The following is a 17,739-nucleotide window of genomic DNA, read 5'->3' as shown; positions in this document are numbered from 1 at the left end:
ACAAGCATTTCCTGACCTAGCGGGAACAATTGCGTTCAAAGCGAGGCGAATCGCCGCAGCGGGAAATGTGTCGCGCGGCGGCCGATAGAGACCGGATTTCAGTGGAAATCCCGGCTCGGGAAAAGTCGTTTCGCCTGCTCTCGCGGATGACGTGCGGTGGTCTGCGGACGGGGTCTGGGGGCGTCATCCGCTTGGGGTGCGGTGAGGCCCAGAACGTCGTCGAGCGGGTGCCCCAGATCGGCCAGTCGCGGGGAGAGATCCTCGATCTTTTCGGCGATCAGATGGACCACGGCCCCCTCCCGTTCGAGCCGCCCCGAGACCCGCAGAAGACGCCCGCCCATCACCGCCCGGCGGAACCGTTCATAGAGCTTCGGCCAGACCACGACATTGCTCACGTCAGTCTCGTCTTCCAGCGTGATGAAGATCACGCCGGAAGCCGTTCCGGGGCGCTGGCGGGTGATCACGAGGCCGCAAACCGTGACCCGCTTTTGCGGCGTGCCGATCAATTCGCAATGCGGCGTGAGGCCGGGAATGGCGGGGCGCAGCAGCTCCATCGGATGGGCGCGGAGGCTCAATCTGAGGGCCACGTAATCCTCCACGACCTCCTCTCCCAGATGCATCGCGGGCAGTTCCACAGCCGGTTCGAGGCCCCCTTCCCCGTCCATCGGATCTGCGAAAAGCGGCAGCGGCGCGGGGGCCCGGATCGCCTTCACGGCCCAGAGCGCATCGCGCCGCGTGAGGCCGATTCCGGCAAATCCATCGGCCTCGGCGAGCCGTTCGAGCACATGTGGAGGCGTGCCCGCGCGCAGCCACAGGCTCTCCGGATCGGGGTAGCCATTGCCCCTGGCTGCGACGATCCAGCCCGCATCCTCCTCGCGAAATCCCTTGATCTGACGAAAGCCCAGGCGCAGCGCCAGGGCCCCGTCCGCGCGGCGTTCCAGCGAGCTGTCCCAGCCCGAATGGTTCACGCAAACGGGCCGCACCTCGATCCCGTGTTCGCGCGCGTCGCGCACGATCTGGGCAGGCGCATAAAAGCCCATCGGCTGCGAGTTCAGCAGCGCGCAGGCGAAGATTGCGGGGTGGTGGCACTTCAGCCAGGAGGAGACATAGGTGAGATGCGCGAAGGCCGCCGCGTGGCTTTCGGGGAAGCCGTATTCGCCGAACCCCTCGATCTGGGAAAAGCAGCGATCGGCGAAATCGGGCGTGTAGCCGCGCGCCAACATTCCCTCCACGAACCGGTCGCGAAAGGTGCCGATCGTGCCCATCTTGCGGAAGGTCGCGAGCGAGCGGCGCAGGCGGTCGGCCTCTTCGGGCGTGAAGCCCGCAGCGACCACCGCGATCTGCATCGCCTGTTCCTGAAACAGCGGCACGCCGAGGGTTTTGCCCAGCACGCCTTCCAGCTCCTTCGAGGGAAAATCGACCTTTTCGCGGCCCTGACGGCGGTTGATATAGGGGTGGACCATGCCGCCCTGAATGGGGCCGGGACGGACGATGGCGACCTCGATCACGAGGTCATAGAACGTCTGCGGGCGCATCCTCGGCAGGAAGTTCATCTGCGCCCGGCTCTCCACCTGAAACACCCCCACCGCATCTGCGCGGCACAGCATCTCATAGGTCGGCGCGTCCTCCTGCGGGACGGTGGCGAGCGACATATCCAGCTTCTCGTGCCCCGCCAGCAGCTCGAAGCTCTTGCGGATACAGGTGAGCATCCCGAGGCTGAGAATATCGACCTTCAGGATGCCCAGCGTGTCGATGTCATCCTTGTCCCATTCGATGCAGGTACGCCCCTCCATCGCGGCATTCTCGATCGGACAAAGCGCGTCGAGGCGGCCTTTCGTGATGACGAAGCCACCGACATGCTGGCTGAGATGGCGCGGAAATCCGATGATCTCGCCGATCAGTTTCAGCGTCTGTGACAGCCGCCGATCGGTGGGGTCGAGGCCCAGCTCACCCATCCGCGCGTGGTCCGGCCCCTTACCGGAAATGCCCCAGATCTGGCCCGCGAGGCTTGCCGTGACATCGGCGCTCAGCCCCATCACCTTGCCCACTTCGCGGATCGCGGCGCGGGTGCGGAAATGGATCACGGTCGCGCAAAGCCCCGCGCGGTCGCGGCCGTAGCGTTCGTAGATCCACTGGATGACTTCCTCGCGGCGCTCATGCTCGAAATCGACGTCGATATCGGGCGGCTCGCCGCGATATTTCGAGATGAACCGCTCGAAGACCATGCCGATCTGGTCGGGGCTGACATCGGTGATCCCGAGCGCCCAGCAGATGATCGAATTGGCCGCCGAGCCGCGCCCCTGACACAGGATACCGCGGCTGCGGGCGAAGCTCACGATGTCATGGACGGTGAGGAAATAGGCGGCGAAGCCCAGTTCGGAGACGAGGCGGAGTTCCTTCTCCAGCAGGCCTGCATGCCGCTCCGAGATGCCCCCCGGAGAGCGCCGCGCCAGCCCCTCGCGGGCGAGCCGGTCGAGCCGATCCTGCGCGGGCTCGTTCTGAGCGACCTCGTCGGGATATTCGTAGCTGAGTTCGTCGAGATCGAAGCCGCAGCGCGCCGCGATCTCGCAGCTGCGACGCAGGGCTGCGGGGTGGCGGCGATAAAGCCGCGCCATGTCCTCGGCCCCCTTCAGACGCCGTTCGGCATTGGGCAGCGCGCGGGTACCAAGCGCGTCGATCGTGCAGCCCTCGCGCAGGCAGGTCAGCACATCGGCCAGCTGCCGGCGCGACCCACGATGCATCAGCACGTCGCCGGTCGCCACCATCGGCGTCGAGGCCCTCAGCGCGAGCGCTGCGCAAGCGTCGAACCAGCGCTGATCCGAGCCGTCATAACGCGGCGGCGCGCCAAGGAAGACCTGCCCCGGATAGCGCCGCCGCATCTCTTGTAGCGGGCGGTAGGCACGGGCCAGATCGGCGGGCGGCAAAGCGATCAGGATCATCCCCGCGCAGCCCTCCAGCAGATCCGCCCGGGTCAGGTGACACTCCCCCTTCCCCGCCCGGCGCTTGCCGCGGGTAAGAAGCTGGCTCAACCGGTGATAGGCCGCGCGGTCGGTAGGCAGCGCCACCCATTCGACCGGGCAATCGCTCAGCACCAGCCGCGCGCCGACGATCAGCTTCGGCAGTTTTGCGGTTGTCGGCCGGGCCAGATCCTGTGGCGAGCCGATGGGCTGGCGAGAGCTTTCGTCGCGCTGCAGTTCCGAGCGGATACGCAGCGCCTCACCGATCTCGCGCTTGAGTTCCTTGAGCGCCGAAAACGCCCGAACCACGCCCGCGAGCGAGTTGCGGTCGGTGATCGCGATGGCCTCCAGCCCCAGTTCGGCGGCGCGCACCATCAGCTCCTCGGGATGCGAGGCCCCGGTGAGGAAGGTGAAGTTGGAGGTGGTGCAAAGCTCGGCATAGGCGAGCGGAATGGCGGGCGTGTTGGCGGTGGTCACGACCGCCGAGGGGGCGCTGCCCCCGCGCCCGTCGGGCGCCCCCCGGGATATTTCGACCAAGGCGAAGGGAGCGGTCATGCGAAGACCCCCTCGACATACCAGCCGGGATCCTGCGGCGTGTGGAACATCCAGAGCCGCAGCCCCTGCCCGGTCTCGACGCGCCAATAGTCGCGCATCCCGCGCCGCCAGTTGGGATCGTCGAACCACCATTCCGGGGTCAGCCGTTCCGGCCCCTCGATGCGTTCCGCGCTGAGCGACTGGCGGCGCCAGCGGAAGCGGCGCGGCGGATCGGGGGCGTCGGACATGAGCGGCTCCGGCGGGAACAGCCGCAGCGGGCGAGGGTGCGGCTGGTGCCAGTTGCCCTCGGGGTCGGTGAAGGCGGCAGGCGCAATCAGGAAGCTGCGCTCGGGGATATGGCTGTCGGCGGGCAGGTAGCGCTGGACGTTCTCCAGCCCGATGCGCAGCCCGATCCGGGTGATCAGATCGCCCAGCCTGTCGCGCCGCTCGGTGGCGATGGTGCCGATCTGGCGGGCGGGGAGCGCCTCGACCTGCGTGGCCGCGAGGCGCATCTGATCGATCCCGAAGCCCGCGTCGATATCCTCGATGCCGCGCGCGAAGAGGGCCGCGATCCGGCTGGGGTCGCTGAGCGGGGTGGCCAAGCGCAGCTCGACCTCCTGGCTGGCCTGATCGACGCGGCGCAGGGTAAGGCAGAGCACCCGTGCGCCAACTTCGTTTTCCTTGAGTTTGGCGCAGAGCCGATCGAGCAGCCGTTCGATCCCCGCCATCACATCGGCCTGCTGGCCGATCGGTTCGGGCAGGGTCAGGCGGGTCCCGTAATGGGGCGGATCGGCCACGGGCGAGACCTGTTCGGGCAGATCGCCCAAGGCCTGATCGAGCCGCGCCATCAGCCCCGCGCCAAAACGGCGCACGAGCGGTGCTCGCGGCGTGCGGGTCAGATCGCCGATCTCGCGCAGTCCCAGCCGCTGCAACCCTGTCACCGTCTCATGCGGCAGGCGCAGCGCGGCCACCGGCAGCTTGCCCAGAGCCGAGAGCCGCGCGCCGGGTGCGGCCCGACCGGGCGCGAAATGCGCCAGCGCCCAAGCCGCGCCGCGGGTGTCGGCAAGGCCAAGCCGCGCGGTGATCCGGGCGCGCTCCAGCCGGGCGATCATCTCGGCCATCATCGGCTCTTCACCGCCCCAAAGGTGATCCGAGCCGGTGATGTCGAGCACCAGACCGTCCTCGCCGTCCAAGCCCACCCAAGGGCAATAGCGCGTGGCCCAGCGGCGCAGCGTCTCGAGGAATTGCGCCTCGCGGGCGGGATCGGCGGGCGCGGTCTGCAGCGTGGGGCAGAAGGCGCGGGCTTCGGACAGCGCCATGCCGCGCGCCAGCCCCTGCCCCTCGGCCGCGGCGTTCAAGCAGTGCAGCCGGTCGGTATTGCCCTCGCGCAGGACCAGCGCGAAGGGCCCCTCAACGGCTCGTGCCCGAAGAACCCGGTCGCTCGCCAGCCGGGGAAACCAGAGAGTGAGAATACGCCGTGTGCGCCCGTCGAGCATGTCGCTGAGCCTAGAGTTCGAGTCATTTGTTCGCGCTTTGTTCTTTTTAGGTCTCGCAGGATGCGGAGTCGAGTCCGTCTGGTGTCGGCATCGCGATCAGGCGGTGGCGATCGCGCCCTCGACGAAGGCGATCAGGCGCGGCAGGCAATGGGTGCGCAGATCGTAACGCTCGCACATATGGGTGCGGGCTGCCTCGCGCATCGGGGCGAATGTCTGCGGGTTCGCCAGCCCTTCGGCCAGCGCCTTCGACCAACCGGGAATATCGAAGAAATCCACCAGCCGCCCGGTCTGCCCGTCGGTGATCACCTCGCGCACCGGCGCGGTATCCGAGGCCACGATCGCACATCCGGCAGCCATCGATTCCATCAGCGACCAGCTGAGCACGAAGGGATAGGTCAGATAGGCATGGGTGCGGCTGACATGGAGCATGTCGACGTAATCGCCGTAAGGGATGCGGCCCAGAAAATGCACGCGGCTCATATCCAGCCGGTCGCGCACCTCGCCCAGGAATTTCTGCTTCCAGCTTTTGGCGTCCTTCGGCGGGCCGCCATAGCTTTGCCCCTCCTCGCCCACGATCAGCACATGCGCCTCGGGCCGCGCCGCAAGCACATCGGGCAGCGCGCGCATGAAGGAGTGATAGCCGCGATAGGGCTCGAGCGAGCGGTTCACGAAGGTCAGAACCTCGTCGCCGGGGCGGAAGGTGAGCGTGGTTTCCGGCACGGTGAAACGCGCCTGCGGGTTCGGCGCGAGCCGCGCGCAGTCCACCCCGTCATGGCAGATGGTGAGCTTGGCGCACAGCTCCGGCGGGAAGGTCTCGGCCTGAAACTCGGTCGGGGCAAGCCCCGCATCGGCCTGTACCATCGACTGGATCAGATGGGCCGAGCGCGCGGTGGTGGAGATCCGGGTCTCGAGGCCGGGCTTCTGGAATTCCGCGTCGAAATCGGTGTCCATCCCGGTCGTGCGATACATCAGCTCGGCATAGACCAGCAGTTTCGCCTCGGGCCAGACCTCGCGCAGGAACAGCGTCTCACCCCAGCCGGAATGGCCGAAGATCACGTCCGGCACATAGCCGTGCCTGTCGCGCAGCTGCCGGGCGGCCAGCGCGACCTTTGCCCCGCGCGCGGCGCTTTCGGCGTAAAGGCGCGTGAGCCGCGAGGACATCTCGACCGGCTCGGGCTTGCGGTATTTCACCACCTTCACCGGCGAGGGGCGCTGGTTCGTCTCGACCGTCAGAGCCAGAACGTCATGCCCGCGCGCGGCCAGAGCCGGTGCCAGATGTACGAACTGGCCCGGGAAGTTCTGGTGAACGAAGAGGATCTTCATGCAATCTCGGGGGTCAGCGAACTCTCCCCCAAAGCGGCCACCATCAGCTGGCGCGTATAGGCGGTCTGCGGATTGGCGAAGACCTCCGCCGCGTTGCCCGCCTCGACGACGTCGCCGCGCTTCATCACCATGATCTTGTGGCTGAGCGCGCGCACCACCCGCAGGTCGTGACTGATGAACAGATAGGCAAGCCCGTGGCGTTTCTGCAAGTCGCGCAGCAGGTCCACGATTTGCACCTGCACCGTCATGTCGAGCGCGGAGGTCGGCTCGTCCAGCACCACCACCTTGGGACGCAGGATCATCGCGCGGGCGATGGCGATCCGCTGGCGCTGCCCGCCCGAGAATTCATGCGGGTAGCGCTCCATCATCGATGGATCGAGCCCGGTTTCCTCCATGATCTCGGCGACCATCTCGCGGCGGTTGCGGCCCGGCTCGACGCCGTGGACGGTCAGACCTTCGCCGATGATCTGCTCTACCGTCATACGCGGCGAGAGCGAGCCGAAGGGATCCTGGAACACGATCTGCATGTCGCGGCGCAGCGCGCGCAGCTTGTTCGCCTGCCAGCTGGAGATGTCCTGGTTCTCGTAGATGATCGGCCCTTCGGAGGGAATGAGCCGCATGATCGCGAGCGCGAGCGTGGTCTTGCCCGAGCCGGATTCGCCCACGATGCCCAGCGTCTCCCCTGCCCTCACCGAAAGCGAGGCGTCGTTGACCGCCTTCACGTGACCGATGGTCTTGCGCAGCAAACCGCGCTGGATCGGGAACCAGATTTTCAGATGCTCGGTCCGCACCAGTTCGGGCGCGTTCTCGGGCACCGGTTCGGCGCGGCCGGTGGGTTCGGCCTCCAGCAGCTTCTTCGTATAGGGGTGCTTGGGATTGGCGAAGATGTCTTCGGTCTTCCCCTGCTCCACGATCTCGCCATGCTGCATGACGCAGACCCGGTCCGCGATGCGGCGCACCACACCGAGGTCGTGGCTGATGAACAGAAGGCTCATCCCCATGTCGCGTTTCAGATCGGCCAGCAGTTCGAGGATCTGCGCCTGAATCGTCACGTCGAGCGCGGTGGTGGGTTCGTCCGCGATCAGCAGGTCCGGCCCATTGGCGAGCGCCATCGCGATCATCACGCGCTGGCGCTGCCCGCCCGAAAGCTGGTGCGGATAGTCCTGCAGCCGGTCTGCCGGGTTCTGTATGCCGACCTTGTCGAGCAAGTCGACGATGCGTTTCTTGGCCTGCTCGCCGGTCACGCCCTGGTGTAGCGCGAGGCTTTCGCCGATCTGCTTTTCCAGCGTGTGCAGCGGATTGAGCGAGGTCATCGGCTCCTGAAAGATGAAGCTGATATCGTTGCCGCGCACCCGCATCAGTTCACGTTCCGAGGCGCCGACCATCTCGCGACCCTCGTAGCGGATCGAGCCTTCGACCTTGGAATTGCCGCCGACCAGCGCCACGGTCGAGAGCGCGGTCACGGATTTGCCCGAACCGGACTCGCCCACCAGCGCGACGGTCTCGCCCGCGTTCACGGTGAAGCTCACGCCTTTCACGGCCGGGGTGAATTTGCCCTCGGAGCTGAAGGCGACCTTCAGGTTTTCGACCTCGAGAACCGGTTTCATCGGAACACCTTTCTGGGATCGAACGCGTCACGGATGCCCTCGAAGACGAAGACCAGAAGCGAGAGCATGATGGCGAAGGTGAAGAAGGCCGAGAAGGCCAGCCACGGCGCTTGCAGGTGCTGCTTGCCTTGCAGCGCAAGCTCCCCAAGCGACGGCGCGGAGGACGGCAGCCCGTAGCCCAGATAGTCGAGCGAGGCGAGCGCGCCGATCGCGCCGGTGATCACGAAGGGCAGCATGGTCAGCGTGGCCACCATCGCATTGGGCAGGATGTGGCGGAACATGATCACCCGGTCCGATACGCCAAGCGCACGGGCAGCGCGGACATATTCGAAATTGCGTGCCCGCAGGAACTCGGCCCGGACGACGCCGACCAGCGCGGGCCAGCCGAAGAGGATCGAGACCATGACAAGCAGCCAGAAACTTCGGCCCAGGATCGCGAAGAGGATGATGATCACGTAGAGCGCGGGCGTGGAGGACCAGATCTCCAGAATGCGCTGGAAGAACAGGTCCACCTTGCCACCGAAATAGCCCTGCACAGCGCCTGCAGCGATCCCGATGATCGAGCCGATCCCGGTCACGATCAGCGCGAACAGCACCGAGGTGCGGAAGCCGTAGATCACCCGCGCCAGCACATCGCGCGCGGTGTCATCCGTGCCTAACCAGTGATCGGCATCGGGGGCCGAGGGCGCGGTGCCCACATCGTTGATCGTGTTGTAGCTGTAGGGGATCGGCGGCCAAAGGAGCCAGCCCTTCTCGATCTTCTCGCCATCGACCTCGCCCGTCTTCAGCGCCTCGTTGGCGAAAGCCTTCGGGTCGTCCGCGTCGAAGCAACCCTCGGTGCCGCCCGTCTCGATCAGGCATTGCACGGTCGGGTCGCGATAGATCGCCTCGGTGCGGAAATCGCCGCCGAAGGCGGTCTCGGGGTAGAAGTTGTAGATCGGGAAATACAGCTCGCCGCGGTAGCTGACCACGATGGGTTTGTCGTTCGCGATGAACTCCGCGAACATCGAGGCCACGAACAGGATCGCGAAGATGATCGCCGACCAGAAGGCGCGGCGATTGGCCTTGAAGTTGCGCCAGCGGCGTTGGTTGAGAGGAGACAATGCCATCAGCCGGACCTCTTCTCGAAATCGATCCGCGGATCAACGAACACATACATCATGTCGGAGATGATGTTCACGACGAGCGAGATCAGCCCGAACATGTAGAGCGTGCCGAAGATTACCGGGTAGTCGCGCTCCACCGCCGCCTGGAAGCCCAGAAGGCCCAGCCCGTCGAGCGAGAAGATCGTCTCCACGATGATCGAGGCACCGAAGAAGATGCCGAGGAACTGCGCCGGGAAGCCCGCGATCACGATCAGCATCGCGTTGCGAAAGACGTGCCCGTAAAGCACCTTCTTCTCGGCCAAGCCCTTGGCGCGGGCAGTCATCACATATTGCTTGTTGATCTCGTCGAGGAAGGAGTTCTTCGTCAGCAGCGTCATGGTCGCGAAGCTCGCGATCGTCGTCGCCGTCACCGGCAGCGCGATGTGCCACAGGTAATCGAGCGCCTTGCCGATCATCGAGAGCTGGTCGAAATTGTCCGATGTCAGACCACGCAGCGGGAATATCTTGAAATAGCTGCCACCCGCGAACAGCACCATCAGCATCACCGCGAACAGGAAGCCCGGGATCGCGTAGCCCACGATGATCGCGCCGGAGGTCCAGGTGTCGAACGGGGTGCCATCGCGCACCGCTTTGCGGATGCCCAGCGGGATCGAAATGATATAGGCGAGGATCGTCGACCACAGGCCCAGCGTGATCGAGACCGGCATCTTGTCGATCACAAGGTTCACGACGCTCTCGTTGCGGAAGAAACTGTTGCCGAAATCGAAGGTCAGGTAGCCCTTCATCATGATCGCGAAGCGCTGCCAGGCCGGGATCTTCTCCTTGTGGCAGGCCGGGTCCGCCAGATCGGGCGTGCCGGTGAACCCGTCATCGCAGACGATCCGCGCGAAGCCCATCTGCACTTCGAGCTGATTGAGCAGCTCCGGAGAGATGCCGCGCGCCCCCTGATAGCCGCTATCCTCGACGCCGCCCTGGTTCTGCGTGCCCGCATCCCCACCGCCCGAGATGTTGCGCATCGAATCCGCCTCGCCCTGAACGCGGGCAATGACCTGCTCGATCGGCCCGCCGGGGACGAATTGCGTCAGCGTGAAGTTGATGATCATGATTCCCAGCAAGGTGGGGATCACCATCAGCAATCGCCGCAGGATATAGGCGCCCATGTCCGGCCCTCTGCTCGTTTATCGGCGGTCGCTCAGAGCGCGCCGCTCGCTTTCAGTTTCTTGGCCTTGTCGGCGTCATACCACCAGAAATCCAGTTCTCCCAGAGCGTAGGGCGGCAGTTTTTCCGGGTGATCGTACATGTCGTAATAGGCGACCGTGTAGGTGGGCTTGAACCACTGCGGCACCCAGAAGCGCAGGGCGCGCAGGCTGCGGTCCAGCGCATGGACACGCGGCAACAGCTCTTCTTCTGTATTCGCCTCTTCGACCATGCGGATCATCTTGTCGATCGCCGGGTTCTTCAGCCCCATCGCGTTGAACACGTCATCGGTCGAGCCCGAGCCGAAATACTGCTGCAGGTTCGAGCCGGGGATTTCGTCCTGCCCCAGATGGGTGGTGATCATGTCGAAGTCGTGGCTGCGACGGCGGTTTTCATACTCGCTGTCGTCGACGCGGTCCATTCTGGCATCGATGCCGAGCGCGCGCAGGTTCTGCACATAAGGGTTGATGACGCGGTCGAAGGTCTGGCTGTCGTTGAGGATCGCAACGGTCAGCTTCTCGCCCTTGTCGTTGCGGCGCATCCCGTCATCGCCGACGGTCCAGCCCGCCTCTTCGAGCAGTTTCGCCGCCTTGCGCATGTTCTTGCGGTCGAGTTGGCGCTTGCCCGAGACCGGCTGGATCACCGCGTCGTCGGTCAGGATGCCGTCAGGCAGATCCTTGGCGAGCGGTTCGAGGATTTTCTTCTCCTCCGCCGAGGGCTTGCCCTGCGCCTGCAGCTTGGAGTTTTCCCAGAAGCTCTCGACCCGATCATAGAGCCCGTAGAAAAGCGTGTCGTTCGACCACTCGAAGTTGAAGACGAGACCGAGCGCCTCGCGCACGCGGATATCGTCGAATTTCGGCTCGCGCAGATTGATCGCGAAGCCCTGCCCAGAGGCGATGTTGCCGTTGGGCAGTTCCGCCTTCACGACCTCGCCCGACTGCATCGCCGGGAAGTCGTAGGCGGTGGCCCAGATGATCGAACTCGCTTCGTTGCGGAAGGTGTAGGTGCCCGATTTGAAGCCCTCGAAGGCCGACTGGTAATCGCCGAAATACTCGACGCGGATCTTGTCGAAATTCGAGCGGCCCTTGTTGATCGGAAGGTCCTTGCCCCAATAGTCGGGATTCCGCTTCCAGGTGATCGCGCGATTGCTTTTGACGCTGTCGAACATGTAGGGGCCCGAGCCGATGAAGGGCACCGGGGAGGTCTGCGACAGGTCGATGCTCTCCTTTTCGAACTGCGCCTTGGAGAAGATCGGCAGCGACGCAACCGATTGGATGATATCGCGGCGCGGGTAATCGGGCTGGAAGTCGAAACGGATGTGCTTGTCGTCGATCGCCTTAGCGGATTTGACCTGCTGGGCGATCACCGCACGGAAAGAGCTCAGCCCCTTGTCGCGCAGCTGCTCGTAGGAGAAGACCACATCCTGCGCAGTCAGCGGCGTGCCGTCGGAGAACTTGATCCCGTCGCGCAGGGTGAAGGTGACCCAATCCTTGCTCGGCGGATATTCGAGGCTTTTACAGAGCAGGCAGTAAAGCTCGCCAACCGTGTCGGCGGTACCTTCCATCAACGACTCCAGCGGCACCGAGGACAGTGCGGCCGCTCGGCCCTGGATCGAATAGGGATTGTAGTTGTCGAAGCCGCCCGGCGCCCATTCCGAAATTTCCCCGCCCTTGGGCGCATCCGGATTGACGTAGTCGAGATGGGCGTAATCGGCGGGATACTTCAGATGCCCCAGCGTCGCGATCCCGTAGGAGATGATCGTGTCGCTGCCCTGGGTGCTATCCTGTGCATGTGCGCCGAAGGCCAGCCCCGCCCAGATCAGACCCGCTGCAACCAGCCCGCTCAGCGCGCGCGGCGCCACCTGCGTCCAATCCAGATCGATCGCTTTACTCGCCACTCGCGCTTTTGCCATGCACTCCTGCTCCCTGCTCCAAAGCGTTTTCGCGTCTGCCTAGCTAAAAGCCTTAGCGCACAGGGAGCAAGTTACGAATCTGTAAAGCACGGCGGGAAATGCAAAAGGCCGCCCAAAGAGGCGGCCTTGAGAGATTTCGAGAGGGCTTGCCTCAGTTCGAATGCTCTTGCAGGTAGGCAATCACGTCGTTGCGGTCTTCGGGCTTCTTGAGACCGGCGAAGGACATCTTGTTGCCCGGGATGAAGTCTTTCGGGTTGGTCAGCCACTCGTTGAGCGCTTCGAGCGTCCATTCGCCGCCATGGCTCTTGAGCGCGTCCGAATAGGAGTAATCCGCGACCGAAGCGATCGGGCGACCGACCACACCGTCGAGATGCGGGCCGACACCGTTCTTGCCTTCGAGCGAATGGCAGGCCTTGCACTTGCCAAAGATCTTCTCGCCCTTGGCGGCATCGCCGGTGCCCAGTTCGACCTGTGCGACTTGCTCTTCCTTCGCGGCGCCATCGCCTTCTTCCGGCGCGGCCAGTAGATCGCCGGGCGCTGCGGACATCATGTCCTTCATCGCGTGCTCGCTCCCGCCCGAAGCGTCGTGGCTTTCGCCGACGGTGTAGAGCGCGCTGGAGGCCCAGGCCGTAAGCAGGAAGAACAGCAACGCGCCCAGAAACGCGCCCGCCGCCTTGGTGAAGGTCATCGTGTTGAACATGTCTCGTCCCTGATATGCGTCGTCGTCCCGCGCATCTATCCGCACAGGGCCCTTTAGATCAAGCGAACTTTACCAGATGTGATCGGATTTCCGAAGAGTGACCGGGGGATGACGCAGCGTGAGCCCTCTGCGCCCCGGCTCTTCCCTTCCGCGCAGGCACGGGCTAGGCAGGGGCGCGAGACGAGATCAGTGCGGGGGGGGATTGCCCATGAGCAGCCAAGGACAAACGCCGAGAACCGGACGGATCGCTTTTCAGGGCGAGTTGGGCGCGTATTCGCATCAGGCTTGCCGCGACGCGCGTCCGGACCTCGAACCGGTCCCTTGCCGCACCTTCGAGGACGTGATCGCCTCGGTGAAGAAAGGCGACGCCGATCTCGCGATGCTGCCGGTGGAGAACTCCACCTACGGGCGGGTGGCCGACATTCACCGCCTGCTGCCGGAATCGGGGCTGCATATCCTCGACGAGGCCTTCGTGCGCGTGCATATCAGCCTGATGGCCCTGCCCGGCGTGGAGATCGATGAGCTGGAAAAGGTCCGCGCGCATCTGGTGCTTCTGCCGCAGGCGGCAAGCTTCCTCGCGCGCTACGGGATCCGGGGCGAGGCCGCCGCCGACAGTGCGGGCGCGGCCGCCGAACTCGTGCAGGCACAGACCCGCAGCGTCGGCGTGCTGGCCTCCGACATGGCCGCCGAGACGTATGGCCTCAACATCCTCGCCCGGCATATCGAGGATCACGCGCATAACACCACGCGCTTCCTGATCATGGGCACCGAGCCCGACACCCGCCCGCGTGGCGAGAAGATGATGACCACTTTCGTCTTCCGGGTGCGCAACATCCCGGCAGCCCTCTACAAGGCAATGGGCGGGTTCGCGACCAATGGCGTGAACATGACCAAGCTCGAAAGCTACATGGTCGGCGGGCATTTCACCGCGACGCAGTTCTACGCCGATGTCGAAGGCCATCCCGACGATCCGGCGCTGGCGCGCGCGCTCGAGGAACTGGATTACTTCACCAGTTATCTGGAAATTCTGGGCGTCTACCCGGCCGCACCGGAACGCAAGAGCTGAGGGGGCCGGGCGTCAGGCGATCTTCTCGTGCTGACGCTCGATATCCTGCGCGAATTGCTCGATCCGTTCCTTGAAGCGGCGTTCGAGGTTGCCCTTGCCGAGCTTGGCCGACTGGATCATCAGCCGCGCGCCGAGACTGCGCGGCTTCAACTCCAGCCCCACCTGCAACCGCGTCCGGGTTCGCGACAGATCCGTGAGATCGAAATCCATCACCGCCTCGAAACTGTTCGAAACGCCCTCGTAGACGATCAGTTCCGGCACTTCGAAACGCTTCACATCGGTGATCATCTGGCGCTGCTTGCCACGAAAACGGAAACCGATATCCCAAGACATGCCTGCGCCCGGTTCGTTTAGCGTATCGAGCCGTTTCAGCGTGATCCCGCGGCGCATCGCCACCCGCTCGAAGCTCCCGAAATCCGCGAGCCGTCCGAAGACGAAACCGGCGGGCGCGGAAATATCGGTGCGGGTCGACAATTTCATGAGACGAATTCCTCGGATCAGCAGTCAGGGCACCGGGGAGCGGCGCGCCGTGCGCGGCAAACTGGCCTCATTCCAGCCGATCTGCAAGCCACTCGCGCATCAGCCAACCGGCGATCGCGCCCTGGCGTGGCGCGGAGATCTCAGGGTCGCGCCCAGCCACAACCTGCAGCAGACGCTCCCGGTTGATCCAGCGTGCATCGGCGATCTCGACCGGGTCGATGGTGATATCGGTGGTCGTCGCCACGCCGCGACACCCCAGCATCAAAGAGGCCGGGAACGGCCACGGCTGCGAAGCGACGAGAGAGACCTCTCCCACCTCGACGCCGCTTTCCTCGAACACCTCGCGGCGCACGGCGGCCTCGACCGTCTCTCCCGGCTCCATGAAGCCCGCGAGGCAGGAATACATCGTCTCGGGCCAATGCGGGCCGCGCCCCAGCAGGAGCCGGTTGCCGTCGGTGATCAGCATGATCACGACCGGGTCGGTCCGCGGAAAATGGTGCCGCTCACAAACCGGGCAGCGCCGATGCCACCCCGCCTGCTCCGGCTCGCTTTCGGCGCCGCAGGTGGAGCAGAAACGATGCGTCCGGTGCCATTCCACGAGCCCGCGCGCGGTGGCGGCGATCTCCGCCTCGACCGGGCTCAGAAACCCCATCCGGCCACGCAGCTCGGCGAAGACGATATCGTCGGGCAGATCGGGATGGCGCTGCTCGGAGGCGTCGAAGAAGGCCGCCCCGTCGGGTCGTTCACCCTCGGGCTCGAAAGCCGAGACATCGCGGGAAAACAGAGCACACCCGTCGTGGCACCCGAGGAAAATCTCCGGTCCCGGCATAGCCTCGAGCGCCGCCTCGCCCGCGCGCAGAAGGTGCAGCCCTTCGGGCCCGAACAGCGGACGCCCGCGCCAAAGCGCAACCACCCGCGCCGCTTCGCCTGCGCGCAGATCCGCGAGCCGCTCTGCATCGCCCCGCAGATGGGCCGCCCGCTCGAGCGCACCCGGCGCTTCCGCAAAGGCCAAGCCCCGCGAATCGAGCACGCGTCCTTGAGACAACCGGGCGGGTTGAGAAATCGGCTTTCGCGCGTCGGCGAGGGAATCGGGCGGCATGAAAAACTCCTGCGGATCGCCCTACCCATGCCACGGGGCGCCAGCCGGAGACCAGTGCCGATCAGGTGACGCGCAAGCCAGAGCCGCCACGTGCCCGGACCTCGCAAACGCGTTACGTCAATTTAAAACTTGGCAAACGACCGACCTCTACTCTAGCTTGCGTGTGGGACACACGACCGCCAAGGGGCGGCATTTAAACGATAAAAGGTCAATTACGGGCCAAGGGGATCACATGGGGAAACTGTCTGACCGGGATTGGCCCGGCCAGTTTTCGGATCAGCGCGTCACACTCGCGCTGAGGGTTCTTGAGACGACCGATTTGCATGGTCAAGCGCGGGGCTACGATTACTTCAATGACCGCCCGGCCCCGCGCAGAGGCTTGGCAGCGCTGGCCTCGGAGATTGCGCAAGCGCGCAGCGAAGCCCCGAACTGCCTGCTGTTCGATTGCGGCGACTTCCTTCAAGGCACGCCCCTGACCCAGCTCTGGAGCGAGCCGGGAGAGACGGCGGACAGCCACGACGGCGAAAATCCGATGATCGCGGCAATGAACGCTTTGGGCTACGACGCGGCCGCGCTTGGAAATCACGAATTCGATTTCGGGCTGGCGTCGCTCGAGCGCGCTCTGGAAACCGCGGATTTTCCCACCGTCTGCGCCAATCTGCATGCCTCGTCGGATACGCCGATCCGGCCTTGGGCGATGATCGAACGCCGCTTTCGCGACAGTCACGGTACCGAGCGACATCTGCGGGTCGCGGTGATTGGCGTGCTGCCGCCGCCCAGCCTTGCGTGGCTCGAGACGCGATCCGAGGCCGAGCTTTCGACCTCCTCACTTCTGGAGGCGATGAAGGCGCAGCTGCGTCTGATCCGTGCAGCCGGGGCCGATCTGGTCGTCGCCCTCGCCCATACGGGGATTTCTCCGCTGCCGCTGGATCAGAACGCGCCGCAAGGCTCGGCCCCCGCCGCCGAGCGGGCGGCAGTCACGATCGCGCAGCTCGACGGGATCGACATCGTGCTGGCTGGGCATGACCACCTGCGCTTTCCCGATCCTTCCCGTCCGAGTTTCGCGGGGATCGATCCGGTTCTGGGCACGCTTCACGGCAAGCCCGCGCTCAACGCCGGGGCCGGCGGGACGCATCTGGGAGTGCTCGATCTCGTTCTGGAAAAACGGAAGGAAGGCTGGGCACTCGCGGCGCACCGGGCGGAGTTGCGCCCAGCGCAGGGCGAGAGCGGGCCGGACAGCGCGGCCGTGCTTGCCTCCTCGGCCCGCGCCCATCGCCGCACGCTCGATCACATCCGCCGCCCCATCGGCACCACCGCAGAGCCACTGCACAGCTATTTCACCCAGATCGCGCCGGACCGGACACTCGCCCTGACCATCGCGGCGAAACGGCGATATGCCCGCGAAAAGCTCGCTGGACGCCCCGAAGCGGACCTGCCCCTACTCGGCGCTGCGTCGAGCTTCAAATCGGGCGGCACGGCAGGCTCTGCGCATTTCATCGACATCCCTGCCGGCCCGCTGCGGATGAGCCATCTCGACGACATCTACCTGTTCAACAACATGGTCGCCGCGGTCGAACTCAGTGGCGCGGAACTGCGCGACTGGCTCGAACAGGCGGTCTCGATCTACAACCAGCAGCGCGCCGACGGGCGGTTGCGGATGCTCTGCGATTTCGCCTTCGCGAGTTACCATTTCGACGTGATCGCGGGGCTTACCTACGAGATCGACCTGTCGCAGCCACCGCGCTTCCGCCCGGATGGCAGCCTGAACACGGCCGCACGGGGACGCATCCGCGACCTGCGCCACGAGGGTGCTCGCGTCAGTGATACAGACCGGTTCATCGTCGTGAGCAACGATTTCCGCCTCTCCGGCGGCGGCGGGTTCAAGCAGCGGGGTCGCCCCGTCTCCCTCGCTCCGGAGCCGATGCGCGTGCGCGACCTGCTGCTGCAGGAAATCGATGCGCAGCAAGGACCGCTCCGCATCGACGCGCCGCCGATCTGGCGGTTCGCTCCCCTGCCCGGCGCGCGCGCCTTGTATCATACGGGCCCCGGCGCATCGGCTTACCTGTCGGAGCTCGCGCAAGTCGGATTGCAGGCCGAACCCGGACCGGTCAATGCGAACGGGTTCCTTCCACTCGAGATCGCCCTCTGAGGGCGCGCCGATGTGGCGCCCAATTTTCTTGCATTTACGCAGCACCCCGCACAAAACTTAATCACGGAACCGTGAGCGACCTGCCAACTCGCATGACACACGCGGTTTGAGTT

12 protein-coding genes are annotated in these 17,739 nt (G+C 65.1%); 2 read left to right on the top strand and 10 right to left on the bottom strand.

Annotated features, from left to right (window positions below):
* Positions 1-98 precede the first annotated feature (98 nt).
* The 8 genes from BMG03_RS07445 to BMG03_RS07410 all read right to left on the bottom strand — a co-directional run bounded on the left by BMG03_RS07445 (position 99) and on the right by BMG03_RS07410 (position 12,832).
* A complete protein-coding gene (locus tag BMG03_RS07445) occupies positions 99-3,512 on the bottom strand; it encodes an error-prone DNA polymerase (RefSeq protein ID WP_077701164.1) in 3,414 nt (1,137 codons plus the stop codon).
* Complete coding sequence (locus tag BMG03_RS07440; RefSeq protein WP_075776046.1) at positions 3,509-4,987, bottom strand: Y-family DNA polymerase; 1,479 nt, start codon at positions 4,985-4,987, stop codon at positions 3,509-3,511. Before BMG03_RS07440 ends, BMG03_RS07445 begins: the two co-directional genes overlap by 4 nt.
* Positions 4,988-5,083: 96 nt before the next feature.
* Positions 5,084-6,310 (bottom strand): glycosyltransferase, encoded by a 1,227-nt coding sequence (locus BMG03_RS07435; RefSeq protein WP_075776047.1) that lies wholly within the window; start codon positions 6,308-6,310, stop codon positions 5,084-5,086.
* Complete coding sequence (locus tag BMG03_RS07430; protein WP_075776048.1) at positions 6,307-7,917, bottom strand: ABC transporter ATP-binding protein; 1,611 nt, start codon at positions 7,915-7,917, stop codon at positions 6,307-6,309. The genes BMG03_RS07435 and BMG03_RS07430 overlap by 4 nt, the downstream gene beginning before the upstream one ends.
* Positions 7,914-9,026, bottom strand: a complete 1,113-nt coding sequence (locus BMG03_RS07425) for an ABC transporter permease (protein ID WP_075776049.1) — start codon at positions 9,024-9,026, stop codon at positions 7,914-7,916. Before BMG03_RS07425 ends, BMG03_RS07430 begins: the two co-directional genes overlap by 4 nt.
* Positions 9,026-10,183: a microcin C ABC transporter permease YejB gene (locus BMG03_RS07420; RefSeq protein ID WP_075776050.1), complete on the bottom strand. Its 1,158-nt coding sequence runs from the start codon at positions 10,181-10,183 to the stop codon at positions 9,026-9,028. Before BMG03_RS07420 ends, BMG03_RS07425 begins: the two co-directional genes overlap by 1 nt.
* 32 nt (positions 10,184-10,215) lie before the next feature.
* Complete coding sequence (locus tag BMG03_RS07415; protein ID WP_075776051.1) at positions 10,216-12,132, bottom strand: extracellular solute-binding protein; 1,917 nt, start codon at positions 12,130-12,132, stop codon at positions 10,216-10,218.
* A 151-nt stretch (positions 12,133-12,283) separates the two neighbouring features.
* On the bottom strand, positions 12,284-12,832 hold the full coding sequence (locus tag BMG03_RS07410) for a c-type cytochrome (RefSeq protein WP_075776052.1): 549 nt from the start codon (positions 12,830-12,832) through the stop codon (positions 12,284-12,286).
* A gap of 208 nt (positions 12,833-13,040) precedes the next feature.
* Between BMG03_RS07410 and BMG03_RS07405 the strand changes: the two genes are divergently transcribed.
* On the top strand, positions 13,041-13,898 hold the full coding sequence (locus BMG03_RS07405; protein WP_075776053.1) for a prephenate dehydratase: 858 nt from the start codon (positions 13,041-13,043) through the stop codon (positions 13,896-13,898).
* Positions 13,899-13,910: 12 nt separating this feature from the next.
* On the opposite strand, the gene BMG03_RS07400 is transcribed toward BMG03_RS07405, so the two are convergent.
* Positions 13,911-14,378, bottom strand: a complete 468-nt coding sequence (locus BMG03_RS07400; protein ID WP_075776054.1) for an SRPBCC family protein — start codon at positions 14,376-14,378, stop codon at positions 13,911-13,913.
* Positions 14,379-14,445: 67 nt separating this feature from the next.
* On the bottom strand, positions 14,446-15,477 hold the full coding sequence (nudC, locus tag BMG03_RS07395; RefSeq protein WP_077701163.1) for an NAD(+) diphosphatase: 1,032 nt from the start codon (positions 15,475-15,477) through the stop codon (positions 14,446-14,448).
* Positions 15,478-15,709: 232 nt separating this feature from the next.
* Between nudC and BMG03_RS07390 the strand changes: the two genes are divergently transcribed.
* Complete coding sequence (locus BMG03_RS07390; protein WP_167733389.1) at positions 15,710-17,626, top strand: 5'-nucleotidase C-terminal domain-containing protein; 1,917 nt, start codon at positions 15,710-15,712, stop codon at positions 17,624-17,626.
* Positions 17,627-17,739: the final 113 nt, after the last annotated feature.

It is taken from the genome of Thioclava nitratireducens (genome assembly GCF_001940525.2).
Classification (GTDB): Bacteria; Pseudomonadota; Alphaproteobacteria; order Rhodobacterales; family Rhodobacteraceae; genus Thioclava; species Thioclava nitratireducens.
The sequence above is the reverse complement of the archived record's forward strand: the minus strand, read 5'-3'. Positions and strand labels throughout refer to the sequence as shown.